Source organism: Nautilia sp. PV-1 (assembly GCF_004006315.1).
GTDB classification, from domain to species: domain Bacteria; phylum Campylobacterota; class Campylobacteria; order Campylobacterales; family Nautiliaceae; genus Nautilia; species Nautilia profundicola_A.
The window spans coordinates 1,187,591-1,209,090 of record NZ_CP026530.1; the positions used below are offsets into that span (position 1 = coordinate 1,187,591).

The following is a 21,500-nucleotide window of genomic DNA, read 5'->3' on the forward strand; positions in this document are numbered from 1 at the left end:
TAAGATATGTGGTGTCTGTCACTTTAAAACCATCAACCATCAACAATAGCGCTAGACACTATAATATATCAAATAAATAGAAAGGAAGAAGATTAAGCTTTAGTTTTTAAAGCTTCTTCCGCCGCTTGATATCCAAATTCAAAAGCTTTTTTATTTACTTCTACAGCTTTGCTTGGAACTGTTTCGATCATTGCCTGAAATACAAGATCGTGATCAAGGTTGTTCATTCTTGTAGCAATTGCTAGCGCTACAACTGACTGAGTAATTACGTTTCCTACTTTTTCTTTTGCGATTGTAATTACTTCGATTGGATACATATTCCATCTTTTTTTATCTTCATCAGTAGGATAAACCAGATTTGGCTCATATACAATAATTCCTCCATCTTTTACACCGTCTTTGAATAACTGATATGATTTATCAGCAACGCTTAACATGAAATCAATTTCACCGTCAACCGCATACGGATAAAGAATAGGCTCATCATCAAGAATAATATCAACTTTAGTAGGACCTCCCCTAACCTGAGAAGTATACGTACCTACCTGAACTCCGTATTTTCCAGCTTTTACGTAAGCTCTTGCTAAAATCTCACCAGCAAGAAGGACACCCTGTCCTCCAACCCCTGTAAATCTTAATTGTTTTCTCATTAGTTGCCCCTTACTCTGTCGATTAGTTTGTAGTATTCTTCACAGTATTCCGGCTCTTCTACGTGATGTAAGATTCCTCTTGGTTTTACACCTTTTTGTTTAAGCTCGTATTGCTCTTCAGGGCTTAGTTTATCCCATTTGTTTTTAGGCATTAAGTTACCTTCAATCCAGTCCATATTTTGTTTAGCCTGAGCTAATTTATTTTTTCTACCGAAGTTTACGTGACAGTTTGAATGGACGTCAAAGAAACTGAATCCTTTATGCTGGAAACCTTTTACAAAAAGTCTTTCAAGTTTTTGAGCTTCGGCTACGCTTTCTCTACCGATAAATGTAGCACCAGCACCTTTGGCAAGTTCCGCCGGGTCAAAAGTCGGGTCGATGTTTCCGTACTGAGTAGTTACAGACCATGCACCTTTTGGAGTAGTCGGTGAAACCTGGCTGTTTGTAAGACCGTAGATAAAGTTATTGATTAATACGAAATTCAAATCAATATTTCTTCTACATCCGTGAATTGTATGGTTACCACCGATTGCAAGTCCGTCACCGTCACCCGCTACAACGATTACATGTTTATCAGGGTTTGCAAGTTTGATACCTGTTGCGTATGCCACAGTTCTTCCATGTGTCGTATGAACAGTGTTTGCGTCGATGTAGCTTGAAAATCTTCCCGAACATCCGATACCAGATACAACACAGATATCGTTTTTATCCCATCCTAGTTTTGCAAAAGCTCTGATCATTGCTTTCATAATAATACCATCACCACATCCCCAACACCATAGTGTCGGCATTTTGTCTGTTCTTAAATAATAATCGTAATTAAATGCCATTATCTGCTCCTTATACCATTTCTTTTAATTTTGCTTTTATTTCTGCCGGAGATATAGGTCTACCGTTTGCTTTGAATAGAGTTTCGAAATCTCTTCTTCCGCTTACTCTTTCGATTTCTTTAATATACTGACCTTTGTTCATTTCAGTTACAAGTACTTTGTCGAATTTTTTGCAAACTTCCGCAATTTTTTCTTCCGGAGACGGCCATAATGTAATAGGTCTGAAAAGTCCTACCTTAACACCTTCTTTTCTTAGTTCTTTAATTGCTTCTTTTACAGAAAGTGACACACTTCCGTATGCGATTACTGCAATATCAGCATCGTCAAGCATAAATTCTTCATAACTTTCAATCTCATCTTTATGAGCTAAGATTTTATTAAACAGTCTGTCAATTAAATCCTGACACATTTTAGCGTCTTCTGTAGGGAATCCTGTAGGTCCGTGATGAAGTCCTGTAATATGGTATCTGTATCCTTTAAAAAACGGATTTAGAATTGCAGGTTCATCCTGAGGCACGTCATAAGGTCTGTAATTTTCAGGATCACCCTCATATACTCTTCTGTTTACTATATTTTTTTGAACTTCTTCCAGATCAGGAAGTTCGGCTTTACCAACCATATGACCCAATGTTTCGTCAAGTAACACGAATACCGGAGTCATAAATCTTTCTGCAAGATTAAATGCTCTTACAGTTTCAGTATAACACTCTTCCAAGCTTCCGGCACATAATGTAATTGATTGATAATCACCGTGTGTAGGAGCCTGTGCCTGAAGAATATCACCCTGCTGCGGTCTTGTCGGAAGACCAGTAGACGGACCACCTCTCATTACGTTTGTAATTACAAGAGGAACTTCAGCAATAAATGCTAAACCGATCTGCTCTGATTTTAATGAAATACCAGGACCAGATGTATTTGTCATAGACTTAACACCGCTCATACTAGCACCAAGTGCTACAGAAATACCTGCGATTTCATCTTCCATTTGGATAAACTGTCCACCGACTTTTGGCAGTAATTTACTCATTTCATGAGCAATCTCACTTGACGGCGTAATTGGATAACCGCCGAAAAATCTACATCCGACATCAATTGCTGCTTTGGCTGCCAGCTGGTTTCCTGTGCTTACTACTTCTCTTGGCATTACGCTTCTCCTTTTAACTTTTTAACTTCATTTAATTTTTTAAATTTATACTCATCTCTTTCTGCTACAAAAATACAAAAATCCGGACATTCAAGTTCGCACTCTCTACATCCGATACAATATTCAGGATGTGTAACTTTTACCATTTGTCCTAAAATATTATGCGGATCAGGTACCATTTCTAAAACTCCCGTAGGACAGAAATCAACACATAATTCACAACTTTTACATTTACTTTCATCAACCCATACCGGTGTATTTTCCGGAGCAGGTAATTTAAAATCTACATTTAATGCCATATAAACTCCTTTAGCGTTTCTTTACGTTATATATAATACCAAAATTAACACTAAAAAACTCTTAATAAAAATAACAACCTATATTATTGTGTAAAAATGTTACATATAAACAGCTTGATAATAAAACTAAAAAATAATTAGTAAAAAATATGTTGCTTTAATCTAATAAAAACAGCAAATATTACCATTCTTAACGTTTTAAAATTTATTGTGTATTTTAGAAGTTAATGTAAGATAGGTAAAAAAGATAAAAACCCAAAAAAAGGGTTCGAAGATTATTTTTTCTCCTGAAGAGCTTTTGCAACAGTTGTCCCGATATCCGCAGGAGATTCAACTACATATACACCGGCTTCTGCCAGTGCTGCCATTTTTTCTGCAGCAGTACCTTTGCTTCCGCTAATAATCGCACCAGCATGCCCCATTCTTTTACCTTTAGGAGCAGTTTGTCCTGCAATAAACGCTACTACAGGTTTGCTAATCTGTTCTTTAATAAGTTTAGCTGCCTGAATTTCAAGATCCCCACCGATTTCACCTATCATTACAATTGCTTCTGTTTCAGGATCCGCTTCAAACATCGGAAGAAGTTGTTTATAACTAAGACCGATTATAGGGTCACCACCGATACCAACAGCAGTAGTGATACCGAACCCTTCTTTTACCACTTGGTTACTTGCTTCGTAAGTTAACGTACCAGATTTAGAAATAAGACCAACATTACCTTTTTTGAAGATGTTACCAGGCATAATTCCGATTTTACACTCTTCAGCAGTAATAATACCAGGACAGTTCGGTCCGATTGTATTCATTCCTTTCTTCTGTGCGTAATGTTTTGCATACATCATATCTTTAACCGGAGCGCCTTCTGTAATAATTACAGCAAGTTCAATTCCCGCATCTGCAGCTTCCATTACAGCGTCTGCAACGAATGCAGGCGGAACGAAAATCATACTAACAGTAGCACCGGTAGCTTTTACAGCATCTTCAACAGTATTGAATACAGGTTTTCCAAGGTGTGTCATTCCGCCTTTGTTTGGTGTAACACCGCCTACGATTTGAGTCCCATATGCCATACATTGTTCAGCATGGAAAGTACCTTCTTTACCGGTAAACCCTTGCACTATTACTTTCGTATCTTTATTAACCAAAATACTCATTATAACTCTCCTTTCGCAGCTGCAACAGCTTTTTTAGCACCGTCTTTTAGATTCTCAGCAGGAATAATATTTTTAATATTCGCATTTCTTAGAATTTCTGCAGCTTCCTCTGCATTTGTTCCGTCAAGTCTTACGATTACAGGAACGTTTACTTCTACTTTTTCAGTAGCCTGTAAAATACCGTTAGCAATTCTGTCACATCTAACGATACCACCGAAGATATTTACAAAAATTGATTTAACGTTAGGATCGCTAAGAATAATTTCAAATCCTTTTGCAACAGTTTCAGGATTAGCTCCACCACCAACGTCTAAAAAGTTTGCCGGCTCTCCGCCTTCGTGTTTGATAATATCCATAGTAGCCATTGCAAGACCGGCACCATTAACCATACATCCAACGTTACCGTCAAGTTTAATATAGCTTAGTCCGTATTTTTTAGCTTCCACTTCTGTAGGTTCTTCTTCGTCTAAGTCTCTCATTTCAGCAATTTCAGGATGTTTATAAAGTGCGTTGTCGTCAAATCCCATTTTAGCGTCAAGTGCTAAAAATTTACCGTCGCCAGTTTTGATTAGAGGATTGATTTCTATCATTTCAGCGTCATTATCCATATATACGTTATATAACGCGCTTGCAAATTTAATAAATTCTCTTTGCTCGTCTTTTGGAAGACCAAGACCGAATGCAAGTTTTCTAGCATGGAAAGGCTGGAATCCTATTGCAGGATCAATTGCTACTTTAATGATTTTTTCAGGTGTTTTTGCCGCCACTTCTTCAATCTCCATACCACCTTCAGTCGAAGCCATCATTACAGGCATTTCAAGGGCTCTGTCTAGTACCATACCAAGATATAGTTCATCTTTAATATCAGCACCCTCTTCAATATATACTTTTTTTACAACTTTTCCTTCAGGACCTGTCTGATGAGTAACAAGTGTCATTCCAAGCATTTCTTCAGCAATTTTTTCTACTTCTTCAAGGCTTTTAGCAAGCTTAACACCTCCAGCTTTACCTCTACCGCCGGCATGGATCTGAGCTTTTACAACCCAAAGGTTTCCGCCAAGTTCTTCAGCTACTCTTCTGGCTTCCGGACCGCTGAACGCAACTCCGCCTCTTGGTGTCGGAACGCCGTATTTTCTAAATATCTCTTTTGCTTGATATTCATGTATGTTCATTTAATCTCCTTTCAATAGTTTAAATATTATAAATGAATTATTTCTGTTCCCACTCTTTTCTGCCCTGTTCATATAAATCATTACCGTAACAGTCGTTAACAACAACAACAGGCAGATCTTCTACTTCAAGTCTTCTTATCGCTTCAGGACCTAATTCAGGATATGCGATAACTTCCGCTTTTTTTATTCTTTGTGCAAGAAGTGCTCCTGCACCTCCTGTAGCACCGAAATATACCGCTTTATATTTTTTGCATGCTTCTTTTACAGCTTCGTTTCTTTTACCCTTACCGATCATTCCCTTTTGTCCGTGTTCGATAAGAATAGGAGAATAACTGTCCATTCTGTAACTGGTTGTAGGTCCTGCACTTCCGATAGGATCACCAGGTTTCGGAGGTGTAGGTCCCACGAAATAGATTACGCTTCCTTTCAAATCAAACGGAAGTTCCTCTCCTTTTTCTATTAAATCTACAAGTCTTTTATGAGCCGCATCTCTAGCAGTATAAATTACGCCGGTAAGATATACAATATCTCCGGCTTTTAATTTTTCTACATCTTCGTCAGTAAGTGGAGTTTTTAATTTATATTCAGCCATTGTTTCTCCTTAAATAGTTATATGAGAATGTCTAGAACTGTGACATTGGATATTTACAGCAACCGGCAGTGATGCGATATGACACATTCTGTTTTCATATGTTTCAATATGCACGGCAAGTACAGTCTGAGTACCTCCCATACCCATTGCACCGATTCCGAGTTTATTAAGCTCTTCTTTAAGCTCAGCTTCAAACTCAGCCATTTCCGGATCAGGGTTTTCAGTACCGATGCTTCTGAAAAGCGCATGTTTACTCATAACAGCCGCCATATCAAAACTTCCGCCTATACCTACACCTACTACTAACGGCGGACAAGGGTTCGGACCTGCGTCGCTTACAACTTTTTTGACAAATTCTTTAATTCCCGGTTTACCCTGAGCAGGAGCTAAAACAGTAGCGCGTGATACGTTTTCGCTTCCTCCTCCTTTAGCGGCATATTCGATTTCGATTTTATCACCCGGAACTAAATCGAAGTAAATTACAGGAGGAAGGTTATATCCGGCTTTGTCTTTAAGGTTAGCTCTTGTAAAACAGTCACAAGTAGAAGCTCTTAAATACCCTTCTTCATAACCTTTTCTTGTTCCTTCGTAAATAGCATCTCTAAGAGTTCCGCCTTCAACTTTTACGTCTTCTCCGACTTTCACGAAATAAATTGCAAGACCGGTATCCTGACATAAAGGTTTCCAGTCTTTTTCCGCAATTTCAGCATTTTCTAAAAGCTGTTTAAGTACGGCACGAGACACTTCACTTTTTTCTTCTTCATATGCTTTTTTTAACGCTTCAAGCATATCCGGAGCCAAGTGAGTCGTTGAGTAGATTATCATATCTCTTATTGATTTTACGATATCGTCATATTTTACTACTCTCATTTTTCTTCCTTTAAAAAGTCTTTATTTAATATATCCACCATCTCTTTTACTGCACCGACGCTTTTTCTGAAAAGCTCTTTTTCACAAGGATCAAGAGTTACTTCTATAACTTTTTCGGCACCGTCTTTACCTATCATTACAGGCACGCCGTTTACGATGTCTTTATATCCATATTCACCGTCAAGATATGCTGCGCAAGGGAATATCTGTTTAGAATCTTTAAGAATCGCTTCCACCATTATAGCAGTTGATTTACCAGGCGCAAAATATGCACTTCCTGTTTTAAGATATCCTACAATCTCGGCACCTGCTTTTTTTGTTCTCTCAACAACTTCATCTATCTCTTTTTGGCTTAAAAGATCGCTTAACGGCACACCCGCTACAGTTGAATATTTCGGAAGAGGCACCATAAAATCACCGTGCCCTCCTATTACACTTGCTCTGATCTGTCCGGCACCGTAACCTAATTTTTCATAAATAAAATAAGCCATTCTCGCACTGTCAAGAATTCCAGCCATTCCGATTACTCTGTTTTTAGGAAAACCGGATACTTTTAGAGCTGTATATGTCATAGCGTCAAGAGGGTTTGATACCACAATCAAAATAGCATCGGGAGCCACTTCTTTTACCTGAGTTACAACATCTCTCATAATTTCCGCGTTTTTGAATAAAAGATCTTCTCTTGTCATTCCGGGTTTTCTTGGAAACCCTGCCGTAATTACAACAACTTTACTTCCTCTTACGTCTTCATAGCTTTCAGCAGCTCTTACAATGGAATGGCTTCTCACGGCACTTGCGGCATGGCTCATATCAAGCGCTTTACCTTTAGCTCTGTCCGTATCTCTGTCGACCAAAATAATTTCATGAGCAAGCCCTTGCATTGCAAGAGAATAAGCAACAATGCTTCCGACATTTCCTGCACCTACTATTGATACTTTATTTGACATTTTTAACCTTTAAAAGGAAAATAATCCCAAAAGGGATTATCTTAAAGCATCTATAATTTTATTAAATGTTTCACTTGGTCTCATATATTTTTCTACTTTTTCTTCGTTCGGATGATAGTATCCTTCTATATCAGCCGGTTTCCCTTCAGCTTCAGCTATTTCAGCTAGGATTTTTTCTTCGTTTGCGTTAAGCTCTTTCGCAATCGGTTTAAATTTAGCTTCAAGTTCGCTGTCACCACAGTTAGCAAGTTCTTCAGCCCAATATCTAGCTAAGTAATAATGACTTCCTCTATTATCAAGCTGACCAGCTTTTCTTTTTGGTGTTTTGTCATTTTCAAGATATTTACCTACTGCTCTATTTAAAGCATCTGCAATAATTTCAATTTTTTCATTAGCTCCCTGTTTTTTAGCAAGTTTCAGAGATTCTACTGTCGCTAAAAATTCACCTAGTGAATCCCATCTTAAATGCCCTTCTTTAATGAACTGCTCAACATGTTTAGGAGCAGATCCACCAGCACCTGTTTCATATAGTCCGCCGCCTGCAAGCAATGGAACGATTGATAGTGTTCTTGCACTTGTACCAACTTCGATAATAGGAAATAAATCAGTCAGGTAATCTCTTAATACATTTCCGGTTACAGAAATAGTTCCTAAACCTGCTCTAAATCTAGGTAAGGTAAATTTCATTGCCTGCTCAGGCGCCATAATATAATATTCAACTCCTTCAAGACCAAATTCTGGTGCATATTTAAGAATTTTTCTGATCATTTGAGCATCATGTGCTCTGTTGCTGTCAAGCCAGAACACAATTGGAAGACCGCTTTCTTTTGCTCTTTCAACGGCGAGTTTAATCCAGTCTTTTATTGCGATATCTTTTGCACTGTATGCTCTGAAAACGTCACCTTTTCCAACTTCGAAAGTGAAAAGTGTGTTTCCTTCACCGTCAAGTACAAGAAATTTACCGTCAGTCGGTGCAAAGAATGTTTTGTCATGACTTCCGTATTCTTCAGCTTTTTTAGCCATAAGACCCACATTTTGCACTGTCCCAACTTTAGTAGGATCAAACTGTCCATGTTTTACAATATCAGCTACAATTTCTTTATACATAGTAGCGTAAGTTCTATCAGGAATAGACATAACCAAATCTTCTACTTCCCCATCAGGGCCCCAGCCTTTAAGTCCGTTTTTGATTGTTGCAGGAATAGATGCATCAACAATTACGTCGTTCGGTCTGTGAAGATTTGTAATACCATTATCAGAGTCAACCATATATTGTCTTGGCTGTTCTTTATAGATTTCATCGATTGTATCAAGAATCTCTTTTTTCTTATCTTCCGGTAATTTATCAAGTTTGGAATACAAATCAGCTAAACCGTTTCTTGGGTTAAATCCTATTTCTTCAAGTTCTTTACCGAATTTATCGAAAAGTTTTTTGTAATATACTCTGATTGCATAATCAAAGAATGTAGGATCAGAAATTTTCATCATTGTTCCCTTAACATGTAAAGAGAACAGAATGTCTTTTTCTTTTGCTTCTTTAATCACTTTTTCAAAAAATTTGCTTAGCTCCTCAACATTTAGAGTAGCTGCAGAAAACACTTCACCTACTTCTACAGGTACTTCTTTAAGCTCTTTTTTATTACCAGCATTATCTTCGAACACGATTTTTACAGTCTGATCTTTATCACTTGTAAAACTTTGTTCTGTTTCATAGAAATCTTTTTTATCCATATGAGCAACATATGATTTACAATCAGGGCTAACGGACTTCATACTGTGCGGATGCATTTTTGCATAGTTTTTAACAGGTTCTGCAAGTCTCCTATCTGAATTACCCTGTCTTAAAACTGGATTAACATTTGAACCAACACATTTTAAATATTTAAGTTTAATTTTTTCTTCTTCAGCATTTTTAGGTTCTTCTGGGAAATCTGGCAGAGGATAACCTTGAGACTGAAGTTCTTTAATCGTTGCAACCAATTGAGGTACTGATGCTGAAATATTTGGAAGTTTAATAATATTTGCCTCAGGTTTTTCAACTAAATCTCCAAGATATGCCAGTTCATCGAATTTTCTTAAATTTTCAGGTAACATATCAGAAAATTCAGCAATTACTCTTCCTGCAAGCGATATATCTCTTAACTCCCAATTTATATTTGCATCTTTTGTAAATGCTTCCATAATCGGAAGTAAACTGAATGTTGCCAAGTATGGTGCTTCGTCAATCTTTGTCCATACAATTGTAGGATTTGCCATAAAATCTCCTTTTGTTTTTTTATTGTTTAAATTTTATCACCTTTTATACGAAAAGTAACAATTTTTTATTTTCATTGCTTAACAGTGTTACAAAAAGTAAACAATTAAGGATAAGGTTTACTATTTTTTACATCTTCTAATATTTCTCAGATGCTGCTTGTAAGTAGTGGCAAAAAGATGTCTTTTCCCGCACTTGTAAAAATAAAGATATTTAGTTTTGTCCGGAAAAATAGCGGCTATTATTGCTTCGGGACTCGGAATACATACAGGATCGGGAGGCAGACCGTAGAATTTATACGTATTGTATCTTGTATTGTCGTTTTTTATTCTTTGAGGCGTAATAGGCTGATGGGAATATTCTCCGTAATTTAAACTTCCATCCATTTGCAATTTCATATGTTTTTTCAGTCTGTTGTAAATAACGGAACTTACTTTTTTCATTTCATCCGTATTTGCAGCTTCTTTTTGAATAATGCTGGCAATAATTAGATATTTTTTATATTTATCGTATTCAAATTTTCCAAAAATTTTTTTACTTATTTCTTTGTGATAATTCAGCGATTTCCTTTTTAAATATTCACAAACCCTTCTTTTTTTCATACCTATAGGAAGAAAATAAGTGTCAGGTTTTAAAAAGCCTTCGTCAAAACCGCAGTCTATGTTTTTCAGTTTTAGTTTTTTTTCTAAAAGTTTATAAATATAATAGGTTGTTTCTCCGGGAATTATCGTCACTTTAACCAAAGCCGCCTTAGAAGTCGTAAGCCTGTATAAAAAATCCAATTTCGTAAGATTTTCGCTTTTTAAATCTATCCATCCGGCCTGAGGCGAACCTAATAAATATAAAACGATTTTGTCAATAAACCCTACATTGTATCCTCTTTTTTCTAATGATTTTATTGTATAATTCACACTGCCGCTCGGTATATGCAAGACCCTGTCGGTTTTAACCGTCCGTGTTAAGTAAAAAAGGATAAAAACAGTGAAAACAAGCAGCACTTCAATAAAAGCTATAATTTTTACAATAATGTTATTTTTATTCATAATTTTCATTTCCCTTTTTAAAGGTATTTATTTATACAATATCAATATTAAAAATATTCATATAAAATCAGCTTTTTTCAAAATAGATAATAAAATTGTACTTAAAATAAATGATATTAAAATAAAAAACTCCAAAAATTATACAAAACAGGTTATTAACATACATAAAACGGCTTTTACAATTATTAAATTTTTAAACATATTTCAAACAATTACTATAAATTACCTTGAATACGGAAAAACTCACATAAATAAAATCAATTTAATTAAAAACAATATCTTATTTGATTCTCCATTTTTATATTTTAAAGCAGTAATAAGTCCTAACATCAAGAATTCTTATGTAAATTTTTCATATCTTAAAATACCTCAGTATGATTTAGCTTTTAAAAACACGGTTATTAATATTTTTTTTCATAAAAACAGCATTAATTTTAAAGGTGAAGGAAAATGCAATAACAACAAATTCAAATTAAACGCCCTATTGACTCAAAACAACATATTAAATATGGATTTTTCATCACCAAATATAACATACGAAAACATACTGTTTAATACTGATATATCAGATCTATATTTAAAAATATATGCCGATTTAAATAATTATCTGTTTAATATAAAAGGAAATTTGAAAAAAGCAAAAATCAATTTCAAAAACATCGCACTTAATGCTAAAAACAGCGAATTCACAATAAACATCAAAACAGTAAAATTACACACAAAAGAGCTCATAATACCGAAATTATACGGATTAGATAATGTCAGACTGGAAAATTCGGTGCTTTTCTATAATATACACAGCGGTTTTTTAATAGCAGACGCCCCCGCTTTAAATGCAAAATATAAAAATTACAAATTTAAACTTCTAAATTCCGAGCTGATTTTTAAAAATCCTAAAAATTTAAACCTGCAGACTAAAACCGTTATTGCGGAATATGATAAAAACAGACTGATTTTGACAAACAATCTATTAAACATTTTTGACAAATACACTTATTATTCAATAGACAACGGTCGCTTTGAAAACAGATATGTTTATCTGAAATCTTCAAAAATATTCGGTAACCTGATGAATGTATTTACTAATGAAATAAAGGGCAAAGTTTTTTCTTATAAAACCGATCTTCATAATATAAAAGCTGATATTAAACATAAATCGCTTCATATAAAAAATGCTGAAATCAACAATGTAAAAATAAACAAGATCTCTTTTGTCAATAAAAAACTCTCATTTCATTCAAAAGCGCTGTTTAATAAAAACATTAAAGAAATACTGCACAGATTTTTAAAAATAACTATTCCTGTTACTCAAATAGCAGGAGAAAATAATATAACTTCTACAATAGATTTTTCAAAAGAAATTTCATCATTTACTCATGTAAAAACAAAACTTTCATTATTAAAACTGTTTGATTTTGATCTGTTTGTGCCTATGGGAGATATAAATATAACAAATACCCGCTTGAATTTTTACACTCAAAACGCTCAGCTGTTTTTACAAAAAGACATGCCTTTAAAATTTACAGGCAGCGGTTTAATTGATTTTCTTAAAGAAAAACTTTTAATAAACGGAAAAGTGGATTTTGAAATTAACAAAATAATAAAACTGAAAGATTATAACGAAACCGCAATAATAGATTTTAATACAAATACATTAAGAGCAAAAAACTCTTCGGTTTACATCGATTTTGATAAAAAAATGTTAATAATTAATCAGCTTAACAAAGTATTAAAATACACTCCGTTTGAGCAGTTTGTAAAAAACGGCCTGCTTTTAATGACTTTTTCCGATACTACAGATATTACGACATATCTGCTTTTAAAACTCCCAATTTTATACAAACATACAAATAAACCGATTACCGATTTGTCTAAAAATATTGTTAATAAAATATTTTTAAATATAAGCATAAGTAAAAAGCAGATTGATATATTTAACAATAACATAGATATTAATGTCAAAAACAACAATATAAACGTTAAACTGATAAACCTTGATATTAATCTGTATCCTTTAGAAACACTTCTTCTAGACAGTAACGATTCAAACGAATACAATTATACAATCAAACTGTATGCGAATAACGCAAATTTAATGTATAAACAGCATAAATTTTTATCTCAGACAGCAACCGTTATGTATAAACACGGAAACATTAACTTCCATTCTATATATAAACATTCTTCCGTAAAAGGTTACACAAAACAGGGTTATTTGTTATTAGAAGGTAAAAATTTTTCAAATGAAGAGTTTAGAGCGTTTTTGCCTAAATTTGACTTTTTCAGCAAAATCAATCTTGATTTTATTATGGTCAAATCTCCTGATAATTTTTATACCGGCAAAATTTACATAAACAGCGCAATCGTCAGAGAACTTAAATCTTTGAACAATATAATCGCATTTATAAATACAATACCTTCTTTGCTTTCTTTTTCGTCACCAGGATTCTCATCTAAAGGATATAAAATAAGAAAAGGATATATTAACTACCTTCTTTATAAGAAAATACTTTATATAAAAGATGCTAAGATTTACGGAGATAATTTAGACTTTTTCGCCAAAGGGTATATTGATTTTAATAAAAATTACATGTTTTTAAAAATCACGGCCAACATGAAAATGAAACTTAAAAAAATCCCTATTATAGGTAAAGGTTTAAGCTATTTGTTATTCGGTAAAGACGGAAGTATAAATATAAAAATGATAGTAAAAGGAGATATAAACAATCCAAAAGTTAAAGAAGACATAGGTAAAGATATATTAATATCCCCTTTTACCTTGTTTAAAAGAGCTATAACTTTACCGTTTAATCTTTTTTAATCCTCTTTTGTAGGAATTAATATCAGCTGATAATTTTCTTTTTTGATTACAACACTTCTGTTTCTAGGAATCTGTCCCTCTTGTTTTTTAAGATTTTCTATTTCTTTTTGCAACTCTTCAATTTCTTCTTTTAACTGAAGGATAATTTCCACTCCAGCCAAATTAACGCCTAAATCTCTAACTAAAGATAATATCAGTTTTAATCTGTCAATATCTCTTTGAGAATAAAGTCTCATTTTACCTTCTGTTCTGCTTGGTTTAATAAGCCCTTCTCTTTCATATTGTCTCAATGTCTGAGGATGTATGTTTAATATTTTACTCACCACGCTTATTAAATATACCGGTTCGTCATAACTATACATGCTCACCTCCTTTTAAAGATTATTCAGGCAACTTTTCTTTCATCATTTTTACCAACTCTTCATCAAGTTCTTCAACTTTAGGCAATACAGGTCTTAATTCTAAATATAAATTACCGTTTTTAACACCGTATCCTTTAACCCTCAGTTTTTGACAACATTTTGAGTTTTGAGGTACTTTTACGTTAATATGTCCCTTGAATGTATCAACTCCTATTTTACCTCCGAACATCATGGTTTTTAAAGGCACATCGACTTTTTTGTATAAATCGTCCCCTTTTCTTTCCCATTCAGGATGAGGAGTCACTTCAACTTCCAAAATCAAATCTCCTCTGTGCCCCTGCAGGGTTTTACCTTTACCTCTGACTCTTAATTTTTGACCTGTTTTTATACCTTCAGGTATTTTTACTTTTATACTCTCGCCGTTCAGATTAATGGTGTAAACACCGCCTTTCATGGCAAGATCAAAAGGTATTTGGATTCTGGCATGTATATCAAGATCAGGCGCAAAACCTCCACCAAAACCGCCGAATCCGTCAAAACCGCCGAATCCGCCGAATCCTCCGCTTGTACGTCTGCTAAAACCGCCTCCGAAGATTTGAGAAAGAATTTCTTCTAAATCAACGTCTTTATGCTGCCTGTAAAAATCCTGGAAGTTCTGGCCGTTAAACATAGCATCGCCCATTTGGTCATACTGTTTTCTTTTTTCCTCGTCTCCCAGAATTTCATATGCAGTATTTATTTCTTTAAATTTTTCTTCACATTCCGGTTTTTTACAGATATCCGGATGATATTTTCTTGCGAGTTTTCTATATGCTTTTTTTATTTCATCTTGAGATGCATTTTCACTAACACCTAATACTTCATATAAACTTTTACTCATCTCCCCTCCTTTGAATTATACTATATATGGAATTTTATTGCAATATTATACAATAAAATTGAGCGTAAGTCAATCAACTTTAATAACATTACTTTTTCTTATGAATTAATCTAAATCTATTGGCTCAAATATATAAAAAAGAAAGGCTAAATGTTTGCATATCAACAAAATCAGCGTCTGTCACTTATTTTGTTTAAACAGAAGAAAAGATTAAAGAAATCTTTCCAGCGATTTCATTAATCTGTTTTCAATCTCTTCTAACGAATTTTTATCCGTAGCTTCAAATCTTGTTACCAGTACCGGCGTAGTATTGCTCGCTCTCACAAGTCCCCATCCGTTTTCAAAAATTACTCTCACGCCGTCCACATCCACAATTTCTTTAATTTCTAACGAATCTTTGTTTTCATTCAGATAACCTTTTAATTCATCGATTATTTTAAACTTTTTGTCCTCTGTCGTTTTTACTTTTATTTCGTCCGTATTATAAACTTTCGGAAGCGATTCAAATTCTTTTACAAAATCAAATTTCTCTTTAATAAGTTCTATAATTCTAAATGCAACATAAACCGCATCGTCAATTCCGAAATATCTGTCGTTAAAGAAAATATGTCCGCTCACTTCAGCCGCAAGGTCGCAGTTTTCTTTTTTCAGGAGTGTTTTTAGATTGCTGTGTCCGGTTTTGTACATTATCGCACGGCCTATTTTATTTATTTCGTCATACATTACCTGAGTGGCTTTTACTTCGCTTATAACACACGGATTGTCCATGTTTTTTGCAAAGAAATATGCAAGAATATCGCCTTTATAATTGTATTTCTGATCCAAAAACGCAATCCTGTCCGCATCACCGTCAAAAGCAAAAGCGTATTTTCTTTTTTTAAGTGCACTATACACATCCTTAAGATTTTTTTCTTCGGTCGGGTCGGGATGATGGTTTGGAAACGTTCCGTCAGGCTCTTCAAAAAGGATTTCATAATTTTTAACACCGATATTTTCAAGTATATCTCTGAGAACCACACCGGCAACACCGTTACCGCAGTCAAACACAGCATTTAAGTTCATTCCTTTTAAATGTGAAAACTGGTTTGAAATATAATCAATATAATCCGATTTCAAATCGTATTTAATTACATTCGTATTATCTTCAATTTTTATATCGCTATTTAATATTTCATCACCCAAAGCATATATATCCCTGCCGTAAAAAGGCGCTTTGTCGATTGTTATTTTAAAGCCGTTGTATTCAGGCGGATTGTGTGAACCCGTAATCTGAATACTCCCGGAAATATTTATTTTGCCTTTATTTTCAATACATAAAGGTCTAAAGTTTGCAAAATAATTGGCTCCCGTAGGAAGCATACCCCCGCTTATTACTGATTTTCCTGCATAATTAAGACCGCTTACAAGCCAGTCATGTAAAACAGGTGAATGTGTCCTTGCATCGAAACTAACAAAAACATATTCCCCGTTAATCTTTTTACCTAAAAAATATCCTATTTTTTTTACGATTTCTTCCGTTAAGTCTTTTTCAAAAATACCTCTAATGTCATATTCCCTGAATATATGCTTCATTCCTCTCCTTTTATTCGTCTTAATATTTTCAATCACACATCCTCTTTTCCCCGTCTCTTTCTTTTCCTTTTTAATCCCCTTCACAACTTAACAACTTCCCAATTTATCCACTTTATTATATATCCACCAAAGCATCGCAAATTTCGCTCCCGGTGTCAGAACTGCCGTTTCATCAAATATTTTTTCATAAACTTCATCGGCGGGAATTAATACAGTTTCGATATCTTCATCGTCTATTCCCCCTCCGTCGCTTATTTTCATACTTTCATCCACCTCAACATAAAATATTTCCTGGTTTGCCGCACTGCTGCCTACACTGGCCCATGTGGAAGTAATTCTTTGAATATTTTTTACGTCAACATCATATCCGCACTCTTCTAAAACCTCTTCTTTTGCAATTTCTATATTAGGCTTATCTTTATCACAAAGCCCCGCACACAGTTCTAAAGTATATCCGTCACCGTTTTTCATATATACAGGAAGTCTGAACTGTTTTACCATAATTAAACTGTTCAAATCGGTATTATAAATCAGTATTGACACACTGTTATGCGAAGAGCAGACTTCCCATCTTCTTTTCTTTCCGAAATAATCGAAAAAAACCTCTTTAAGTTCTAAAAATCTCCCTTTTCCGAGTGTGTTTATTTTTGTGATTTTAATCAAAACAGACTCCCCTCATCTGTGTTTAAATGCGTATCCATATCATAATCAACAAGCATTGCAAAATTAAACCCTTCATTTAGAACGCTCTTATTTTCTTCGTTTACTATTACTGTTTTTGCGTGTTTTGTATTGTCAATTAAATAATTCAGTTCTTTAAAAAAAAACCTGTCGTTTTTAATACCTTTAATCAGTACTTTTTCACTTTCTCCGTATTCAACTTCCCTTAATTTATAATCTACAAAAACAGGCTTAAATCTCTCAAGTTCAAATTCAAGCGAATATTTTAAATTATGGTCTTCAAAAAATTTTAAAGCTCTTGCGAATTCATCCTTATATACATAAGGGAGGTTAATTTCTTCAGTAAGATATTTTGATTTAAAAAGGCTGAGCTGCTGTAATTCAATATTTTCAGCAAGCAGCACTTCAACATTTGAAAAAAGGTCTCTAAACGTTTTATCCGAAGTTACGAGATACTTATCTTTTATATTCATACCTCTTAAAAGATCTTCATAAGTATGCAAAACAATAACTTCTTTGTTTAAATTCATTTTATCGAGTATATGTTCCGTTATTTCGTCACAAAAGTAAATTTTTGTCTGCAGATTTTCATATTTAAATATATCAATTACCGCTTTTTGTATTGAACCGACTTTAATCCAGGCTATTTCGTGATCCGTAATTTCTTCATAATCTTCGGAAATAACGGCATACGCACCGCTTTGAACCGCTTTTTGAACATCATTTTTATCTGTTACAAAAAAACAGCCGCCTCTTACTACATTTTCAACACGGTTTGTAAAAGAAGTGACTTCGCTGATATAAGGAGAGTTAAGAAGTTCTCCTCCGGTTAAGTTTACCAATGTTTCAATTTTCAAAATAATCCTTCATCCGAATTAAACTTAAAAAACTCACCTTCATCCTTTAACCTGACTAAAACCTTCACCTTACTTAACAGGCGTTCCGGGTTTTTTTGGTTTTTCAGGTCTTATAAGGGCAAACCCTTCTTTATCTTTAGCTCCTAAAAGCATACCTTCACTTACCATTCCCATAAGTTTTGCAGGCTTAAGATTTGCCACAACACATACATACGTATCTATGAGTTCTTCAGGTTTATAATATTCTTTAATTCCCGCAATAATCTGTCTAGGTTTTCCTTCGCCAAGGTCAACTTCCAGTCTTAAAAGTTTTTTTGATTTTTTAACTTCTTCGGCTGTTACAACTTTTCCGATTTTAAGTTCTGTTTTAAAAAATTCGTCAATAGTGATTAAATTTTGAGGTTTTTCTTCTTTTACTTCTTCTTTTTTCATTAAAGGCTCTTCTATTTTAGGGAAAAGCGGAGGTATTTTTTCAATTACGAAATCATCCAGAAGCTTTCCTTCCATTATGTTTTTGAAACTTTCGCTGTTTATTTCAAAACCTAAAGATTTTGCGATTTTTTGAGTTGTTTTAGGCATAACCGCGTGAAGGTTTACCGCCGTCATTGCAAGAAGGTTTGCAATAAGCCCTATAAGCGCAGCCGCTTTTTCCTCTTCACCGTTTTTCATAAGTTCCCAAGGTTTATACGTATCAATCGCTTTGTTTCCGATTGCGAGAACTTTCCAAAGTTCTTCAAGAAACTTATGTATCTGCATTTTCCAAAGATATGTCTCTTCAAGGTTTTTTACGATTTCCCTTGCTTCGTTTAACTCGTTTGCATAATATTTTTCAACGTTTTTGCTTGTAATTTTTCCGTCAAAATATTTGTAAGCCATTCCTATGATTCTGTTTAAAAGGTTCCCGAGATCGTTTCCTAAATCGTTATTAATTCTGTCGATTAACGCTTTTTCGCTGAAATCGCCGTCCGCTCCGAAAGGAACTTCTCTTAGCATAAAATATCTGAAATTCTCAAGCCCGTATGCGTCGGCCACGTCTTTAGGATTGATTACGTTTCCTTTGGATTTACTCATTTTTTCACCGTCTCTTGTCCACCAGCCGTGAGCAGCAATAACTTTCGGAAGCTCATAGCCTATGCTCATTAAAAACGCAGGCCAGTAAACCGCATGGAATTTAAGAATATCTTTACCTACTATATGAAGTTTCGCAGGCCAGTATTTTTTTACAAGTTCGTCATTTTCACTGCCGTATCCGAGTGCCGTTAAATAATTAAACAGTGCGTCAAGCCATACATAAACAACGTGTTTAGGGTCGTTAATTTCAGGAGGAAGTTTAACTCCCCATTCGAAAGACGTTCTCGTAATCGAAAGATCTTTGAGTCCCTCTTCCACAAATCTTATTACTTCATTTGCTTTTGCTTCCGGTAAAATAGGCTTTTTGTTTTTTAGCCAGTCAAGCAATTGGTCCTGATATTTTGAAAGTCTGAAAAAATAACTTTCTTCTTTAATAATTCTCGTAGGTTTGCCGCAGTCCGGGCAAAGCTCGTCATTTACCAGCTGAGAAGGAGCCACAAAGCTTTCACAGCTTACGCAGTAGTGTCCTTCATAATAATCTTTATAAATATCGCCTTTTTTGTACATATCCAAAAACGCTTTTTGAACGCCTTTTTTATGCGCTTCATCCGTAGTTCTTATAAATTTGTCATAGCTTATTTCAAATTCATCCCATAAAGCTTTAAACTTACCGCTGATTTCATCCGCATATTCTTTAGGAGTTTTTCCTCTTTTTTTAGCTGCCTCTTCAATTTTCTGACCGTGTTCGTCAGTTCCCGTTAAAAAGAAAGTATCAATCCCTTTAAGTCTTGAATATCTGGCAATCATATCGGCTATTATAGTTGTATAAGCATGTCCGATATGCGGTATATCGTTTACGTAATATATTGGTGTCGTTAAATAATATGTTTTGCACTTGTCGCTCATTTGTCTGCCCCTTCGTATGTTTTTAAAACTTTCGTTATTTCATAATTGCTTCCGAAAAAGCAAGGTGTCGTGTCATGGTAACCTTCACTGTCCAGATCTAAAAGATCCCCTTTTCCGTCTACAGCCAGTCCGCCGGCTTTATTGTAAACGTATGCAAAAGGAAATACTTCGAAAAGTTTTCTGAGTTTTCCTTTAGGTTTGTCGGTTGTACCCGGATATGCGAAAAGTCCTCCGCCTTTAAGCAGAATCTGGTGTAAATCAGGAACCATTCCTCCGCTGTATCTTAATCTGTATCCTTCTTTGAAGAAGTTGTCGATCATTTCCTTATGATAAGGATACCAGCATTTCTGAGTTCCGCCCGGTCCTAAAATTTTTCCTTTTTCCTCAAGTCTCAGTTCTTTTACAAATTCAAACTCGTTTGTCTGTTCATTTAATCTGAAAAGTTCTACCGTATCTCTTGCAACAACCATTTCAACTCTAGGTCCGTAAACCACATATGCTGCCGCCACAATATTCTGACCGCTGTATCCGCCTTTATATATTCCGAATATGCTTCCCACGCTTAAATCGACATCAATAAGACTGCTTCCGTCAAGCGGATCGTATGCAACAAAATACTTGCCGTTAGGGTTTGCCGGCATTGCGTCTTCTTTTTCTTCGCTTATTATTTCGATAACGCTTGAAGTTTTTAAAAGATACTTTTCTACTATTTCATCGCTGATTACGTCAAGTTTAACCTGAACGTCGCCGCTTGCGTTTTGAGATTCTACTTTTCCCGTATCTTTCGTTTTGATAGCGTCTTTGATTTCTACGGCTATTTTTTGGATTGAATTTATAATTTCAGTCATTTTAACTCCTTAAATATCTTCGGCATTGTTTAAAACCCACTCGATTATCTGATCGGTATTGTTTAAATCCAGAATTTCTATGTTTGAAGGAATTTTACTTTTATCCACACTCTCATCAACGGCAACGGCTTTAATGTATCTGAAATAGCTCTCGTCCACATCGCCTCTGAATACGGCAAGTCTCGGAAGCGGAAGATATTTAAGGCCTTCCACCAGCAGAATATCGAAATCGTTTATCATTTCAACAATCTCGTCAAGGGATTTTTGTCTATGTGAAAAATAAGTTGTCCTGTTAGGAGATGTAACTACAACTTCTGCACCCGTCTGATAAAACTTATAACTGTCCTTGCCTTCAGTGTCAAACTTTGCCTTGTCGGAAGGATCGTTTTTAATAATGGCTATTTTATAAGAGCTTATAAGCTTCTTCGCCACTTTTTCTATTAATGTTGTTTTTCCGGAGTTGCTAGGACCGGTAAACGCTACGGCTTTTCTCAAACTCATCCTTTTTTTGCATAATTTTATCAAAATTTTTATATAATATATTAAA

20 protein-coding genes are annotated in these 21,500 nt (G+C 34.7%); 1 reads left to right on the top strand and 19 read right to left on the bottom strand.

The window, feature by feature from the left end; genetic code table 11:
* Positions 1-92: 92 nt before the first annotated feature.
* The 11 genes from C3L23_RS06445 to mltG form a co-directional block, all read right to left on the bottom strand.
* A complete protein-coding gene (locus C3L23_RS06445) occupies positions 93-650 on the bottom strand; it encodes a 2-oxoacid:acceptor oxidoreductase family protein (protein WP_127681004.1) in 558 nt (185 codons plus the stop codon).
* Positions 650-1,480 (bottom strand): 2-oxoglutarate ferredoxin oxidoreductase subunit beta, encoded by an 831-nt coding sequence (locus C3L23_RS06450; protein WP_127681006.1) that lies wholly within the window; start codon positions 1,478-1,480, stop codon positions 650-652. Before C3L23_RS06450 ends, C3L23_RS06445 begins: the two co-directional genes overlap by 1 nt.
* A gap of 10 nt (positions 1,481-1,490) precedes the next feature.
* Positions 1,491-2,624: a 2-oxoglutarate synthase subunit alpha gene (locus C3L23_RS06455; RefSeq protein ID WP_127681009.1), complete on the bottom strand. Its 1,134-nt coding sequence runs from the start codon at positions 2,622-2,624 to the stop codon at positions 1,491-1,493.
* Positions 2,624-2,923, bottom strand: a complete 300-nt coding sequence (locus C3L23_RS06460; RefSeq protein WP_127681011.1) for a 4Fe-4S binding protein — start codon at positions 2,921-2,923, stop codon at positions 2,624-2,626. The genes C3L23_RS06455 and C3L23_RS06460 overlap by 1 nt, the downstream gene beginning before the upstream one ends.
* Before the next feature lie 275 nt (positions 2,924-3,198).
* The gene (gene sucD, locus C3L23_RS06465) at positions 3,199-4,077 is read right to left on the bottom strand and encodes a succinate--CoA ligase subunit alpha (protein ID WP_127681013.1); all 879 of its coding nucleotides are present in this window, start codon (positions 4,075-4,077) and stop codon (positions 3,199-3,201) included.
* Positions 4,077-5,249, bottom strand: a complete 1,173-nt coding sequence (gene sucC / locus C3L23_RS06470) for an ADP-forming succinate--CoA ligase subunit beta (RefSeq protein ID WP_127681015.1) — start codon at positions 5,247-5,249, stop codon at positions 4,077-4,079. The genes sucD and sucC overlap by 1 nt, the downstream gene beginning before the upstream one ends.
* Before the next feature lie 37 nt (positions 5,250-5,286).
* Positions 5,287-5,841: a Fe-S-containing hydro-lyase gene (locus tag C3L23_RS06475; protein ID WP_127681017.1), complete on the bottom strand. Its 555-nt coding sequence runs from the start codon at positions 5,839-5,841 to the stop codon at positions 5,287-5,289.
* 9 nt (positions 5,842-5,850) lie between these two features.
* The gene (locus C3L23_RS06480) at positions 5,851-6,711 is read right to left on the bottom strand and encodes a fumarate hydratase (RefSeq protein ID WP_127681020.1); all 861 of its coding nucleotides are present in this window, start codon (positions 6,709-6,711) and stop codon (positions 5,851-5,853) included.
* Positions 6,708-7,658, bottom strand: a complete 951-nt coding sequence (gene mdh, locus C3L23_RS06485; protein ID WP_127681022.1) for a malate dehydrogenase — start codon at positions 7,656-7,658, stop codon at positions 6,708-6,710. Before mdh ends, C3L23_RS06480 begins: the two co-directional genes overlap by 4 nt.
* A gap of 36 nt (positions 7,659-7,694) precedes the next feature.
* Entirely contained in the window at positions 7,695-9,914 is a 2,220-nt protein-coding gene (locus tag C3L23_RS06490; protein ID WP_127681024.1) for an NADP-dependent isocitrate dehydrogenase, read from the bottom strand.
* A gap of 120 nt (positions 9,915-10,034) precedes the next feature.
* Positions 10,035-10,955 carry an endolytic transglycosylase MltG gene (gene mltG, locus C3L23_RS06495; RefSeq protein ID WP_210402407.1) on the bottom strand — a complete coding sequence of 307 codons (921 nt, stop codon included), beginning with the start codon at positions 10,953-10,955 and terminating at the stop codon, positions 10,035-10,037.
* Between mltG and C3L23_RS06500 the strand changes: the two genes are divergently transcribed.
* Complete coding sequence (locus tag C3L23_RS06500) at positions 10,939-13,776, top strand: AsmA-like C-terminal domain-containing protein (protein ID WP_168175722.1); 2,838 nt, start codon at positions 10,939-10,941, stop codon at positions 13,774-13,776. The genes mltG and C3L23_RS06500 overlap by 17 nt on opposite strands.
* Here the strand turns inward: C3L23_RS06500 and C3L23_RS06505 are convergent.
* The 8 genes from C3L23_RS06505 to mobB all read right to left on the bottom strand — a co-directional run bounded on the left by C3L23_RS06505 (position 13,773) and on the right by mobB (position 21,454).
* Positions 13,773-14,138 carry a heat shock protein transcriptional repressor HspR gene (locus C3L23_RS06505; protein WP_127681030.1) on the bottom strand — a complete coding sequence of 122 codons (366 nt, stop codon included), beginning with the start codon at positions 14,136-14,138 and terminating at the stop codon, positions 13,773-13,775. The genes C3L23_RS06500 and C3L23_RS06505 overlap by 4 nt on opposite strands.
* Before the next feature lie 19 nt (positions 14,139-14,157).
* Complete coding sequence (locus C3L23_RS06510; protein WP_127681032.1) at positions 14,158-15,018, bottom strand: DnaJ C-terminal domain-containing protein; 861 nt, start codon at positions 15,016-15,018, stop codon at positions 14,158-14,160.
* A 210-nt stretch (positions 15,019-15,228) separates the two neighbouring features.
* The gene (locus C3L23_RS06515; protein ID WP_127681034.1) at positions 15,229-16,590 is read right to left on the bottom strand and encodes a phosphomannomutase/phosphoglucomutase; all 1,362 of its coding nucleotides are present in this window, start codon (positions 16,588-16,590) and stop codon (positions 15,229-15,231) included.
* Between the two features lie 87 nt (positions 16,591-16,677).
* Positions 16,678-17,253 carry an NUDIX hydrolase gene (locus C3L23_RS06520; RefSeq protein WP_127681036.1) on the bottom strand — a complete coding sequence of 192 codons (576 nt, stop codon included), beginning with the start codon at positions 17,251-17,253 and terminating at the stop codon, positions 16,678-16,680.
* A complete protein-coding gene (locus tag C3L23_RS06525) occupies positions 17,250-18,128 on the bottom strand; it encodes a hypothetical protein (RefSeq protein WP_127681038.1) in 879 nt (292 codons plus the stop codon). Before C3L23_RS06525 ends, C3L23_RS06520 begins: the two co-directional genes overlap by 4 nt.
* 69 nt (positions 18,129-18,197) lie before the next feature.
* Positions 18,198-20,105 carry a methionine--tRNA ligase gene (metG, locus tag C3L23_RS06530; RefSeq protein WP_127681040.1) on the bottom strand — a complete coding sequence of 636 codons (1,908 nt, stop codon included), beginning with the start codon at positions 20,103-20,105 and terminating at the stop codon, positions 18,198-18,200.
* Entirely contained in the window at positions 20,102-20,953 is an 852-nt protein-coding gene (locus tag C3L23_RS06535; protein ID WP_127681042.1) for a class 1 fructose-bisphosphatase, read from the bottom strand. Before C3L23_RS06535 ends, metG begins: the two co-directional genes overlap by 4 nt.
* A gap of 9 nt (positions 20,954-20,962) precedes the next feature.
* On the bottom strand, positions 20,963-21,454 hold the full coding sequence (mobB, locus tag C3L23_RS06540) for a molybdopterin-guanine dinucleotide biosynthesis protein B (RefSeq protein ID WP_127681044.1): 492 nt from the start codon (positions 21,452-21,454) through the stop codon (positions 20,963-20,965).
* Positions 21,455-21,500: the final 46 nt, after the last annotated feature.

Excerpts from the sequence above, each read along its gene's own strand:
- C3L23_RS06510 (WP_127681032.1), bottom strand. The coding sequence starts at position 15,018 with ATGAGTAAAAGTTTATATGAAGTATTAGGTGTTAGTGAAAATGCATCT.
- C3L23_RS06455 (WP_127681009.1), bottom strand. The coding sequence starts at position 2,624 with ATGCCAAGAGAAGTAGTAAGCACAGGAAACCAGCTGGCAGCCAAAGCA.
- metG (WP_127681040.1), bottom strand. The coding sequence starts at position 20,105 with ATGAGCGACAAGTGCAAAACATATTATTTAACGACACCAATATATTAC.
- C3L23_RS06535 (WP_127681042.1), bottom strand. The coding sequence starts at position 20,953 with ATGACTGAAATTATAAATTCAATCCAAAAAATAGCCGTAGAAATCAAA.
- mobB (WP_127681044.1), bottom strand. The coding sequence starts at position 21,454 with ATGAGTTTGAGAAAAGCCGTAGCGTTTACCGGTCCTAGCAACTCCGGA.
- mltG (WP_210402407.1), bottom strand. The coding sequence starts at position 10,955 with ATGAATAAAAATAACATTATTGTAAAAATTATAGCTTTTATTGAAGTG.
- C3L23_RS06505 (WP_127681030.1), bottom strand. The coding sequence starts at position 14,138 with ATGTATAGTTATGACGAACCGGTATATTTAATAAGCGTGGTGAGTAAA.
- C3L23_RS06460 (WP_127681011.1), bottom strand. The coding sequence starts at position 2,923 with ATGGCATTAAATGTAGATTTTAAATTACCTGCTCCGGAAAATACACCG.
- mdh (WP_127681022.1), bottom strand. The coding sequence starts at position 7,658 with ATGTCAAATAAAGTATCAATAGTAGGTGCAGGAAATGTCGGAAGCATT.
- C3L23_RS06490 (WP_127681024.1), bottom strand. The coding sequence starts at position 9,914 with ATGGCAAATCCTACAATTGTATGGACAAAGATTGACGAAGCACCATAC.
- C3L23_RS06450 (WP_127681006.1), bottom strand. The coding sequence starts at position 1,480 with ATGGCATTTAATTACGATTATTATTTAAGAACAGACAAAATGCCGACA.
- C3L23_RS06515 (WP_127681034.1), bottom strand. The coding sequence starts at position 16,590 with ATGAAGCATATATTCAGGGAATATGACATTAGAGGTATTTTTGAAAAA.
- C3L23_RS06475 (WP_127681017.1), bottom strand. The coding sequence starts at position 5,841 with ATGGCTGAATATAAATTAAAAACTCCACTTACTGACGAAGATGTAGAA.
- C3L23_RS06480 (WP_127681020.1), bottom strand. The coding sequence starts at position 6,711 with ATGAGAGTAGTAAAATATGACGATATCGTAAAATCAATAAGAGATATG.
- C3L23_RS06500 (WP_168175722.1), top strand. The coding sequence starts at position 10,939 with ATGTTATTTTTATTCATAATTTTCATTTCCCTTTTTAAAGGTATTTAT.
- C3L23_RS06445 (WP_127681004.1), bottom strand. The coding sequence starts at position 650 with ATGAGAAAACAATTAAGATTTACAGGGGTTGGAGGACAGGGTGTCCTT.
- sucC (WP_127681015.1), bottom strand. The coding sequence starts at position 5,249 with ATGAACATACATGAATATCAAGCAAAAGAGATATTTAGAAAATACGGC.
- sucD (WP_127681013.1), bottom strand. The coding sequence starts at position 4,077 with ATGAGTATTTTGGTTAATAAAGATACGAAAGTAATAGTGCAAGGGTTT.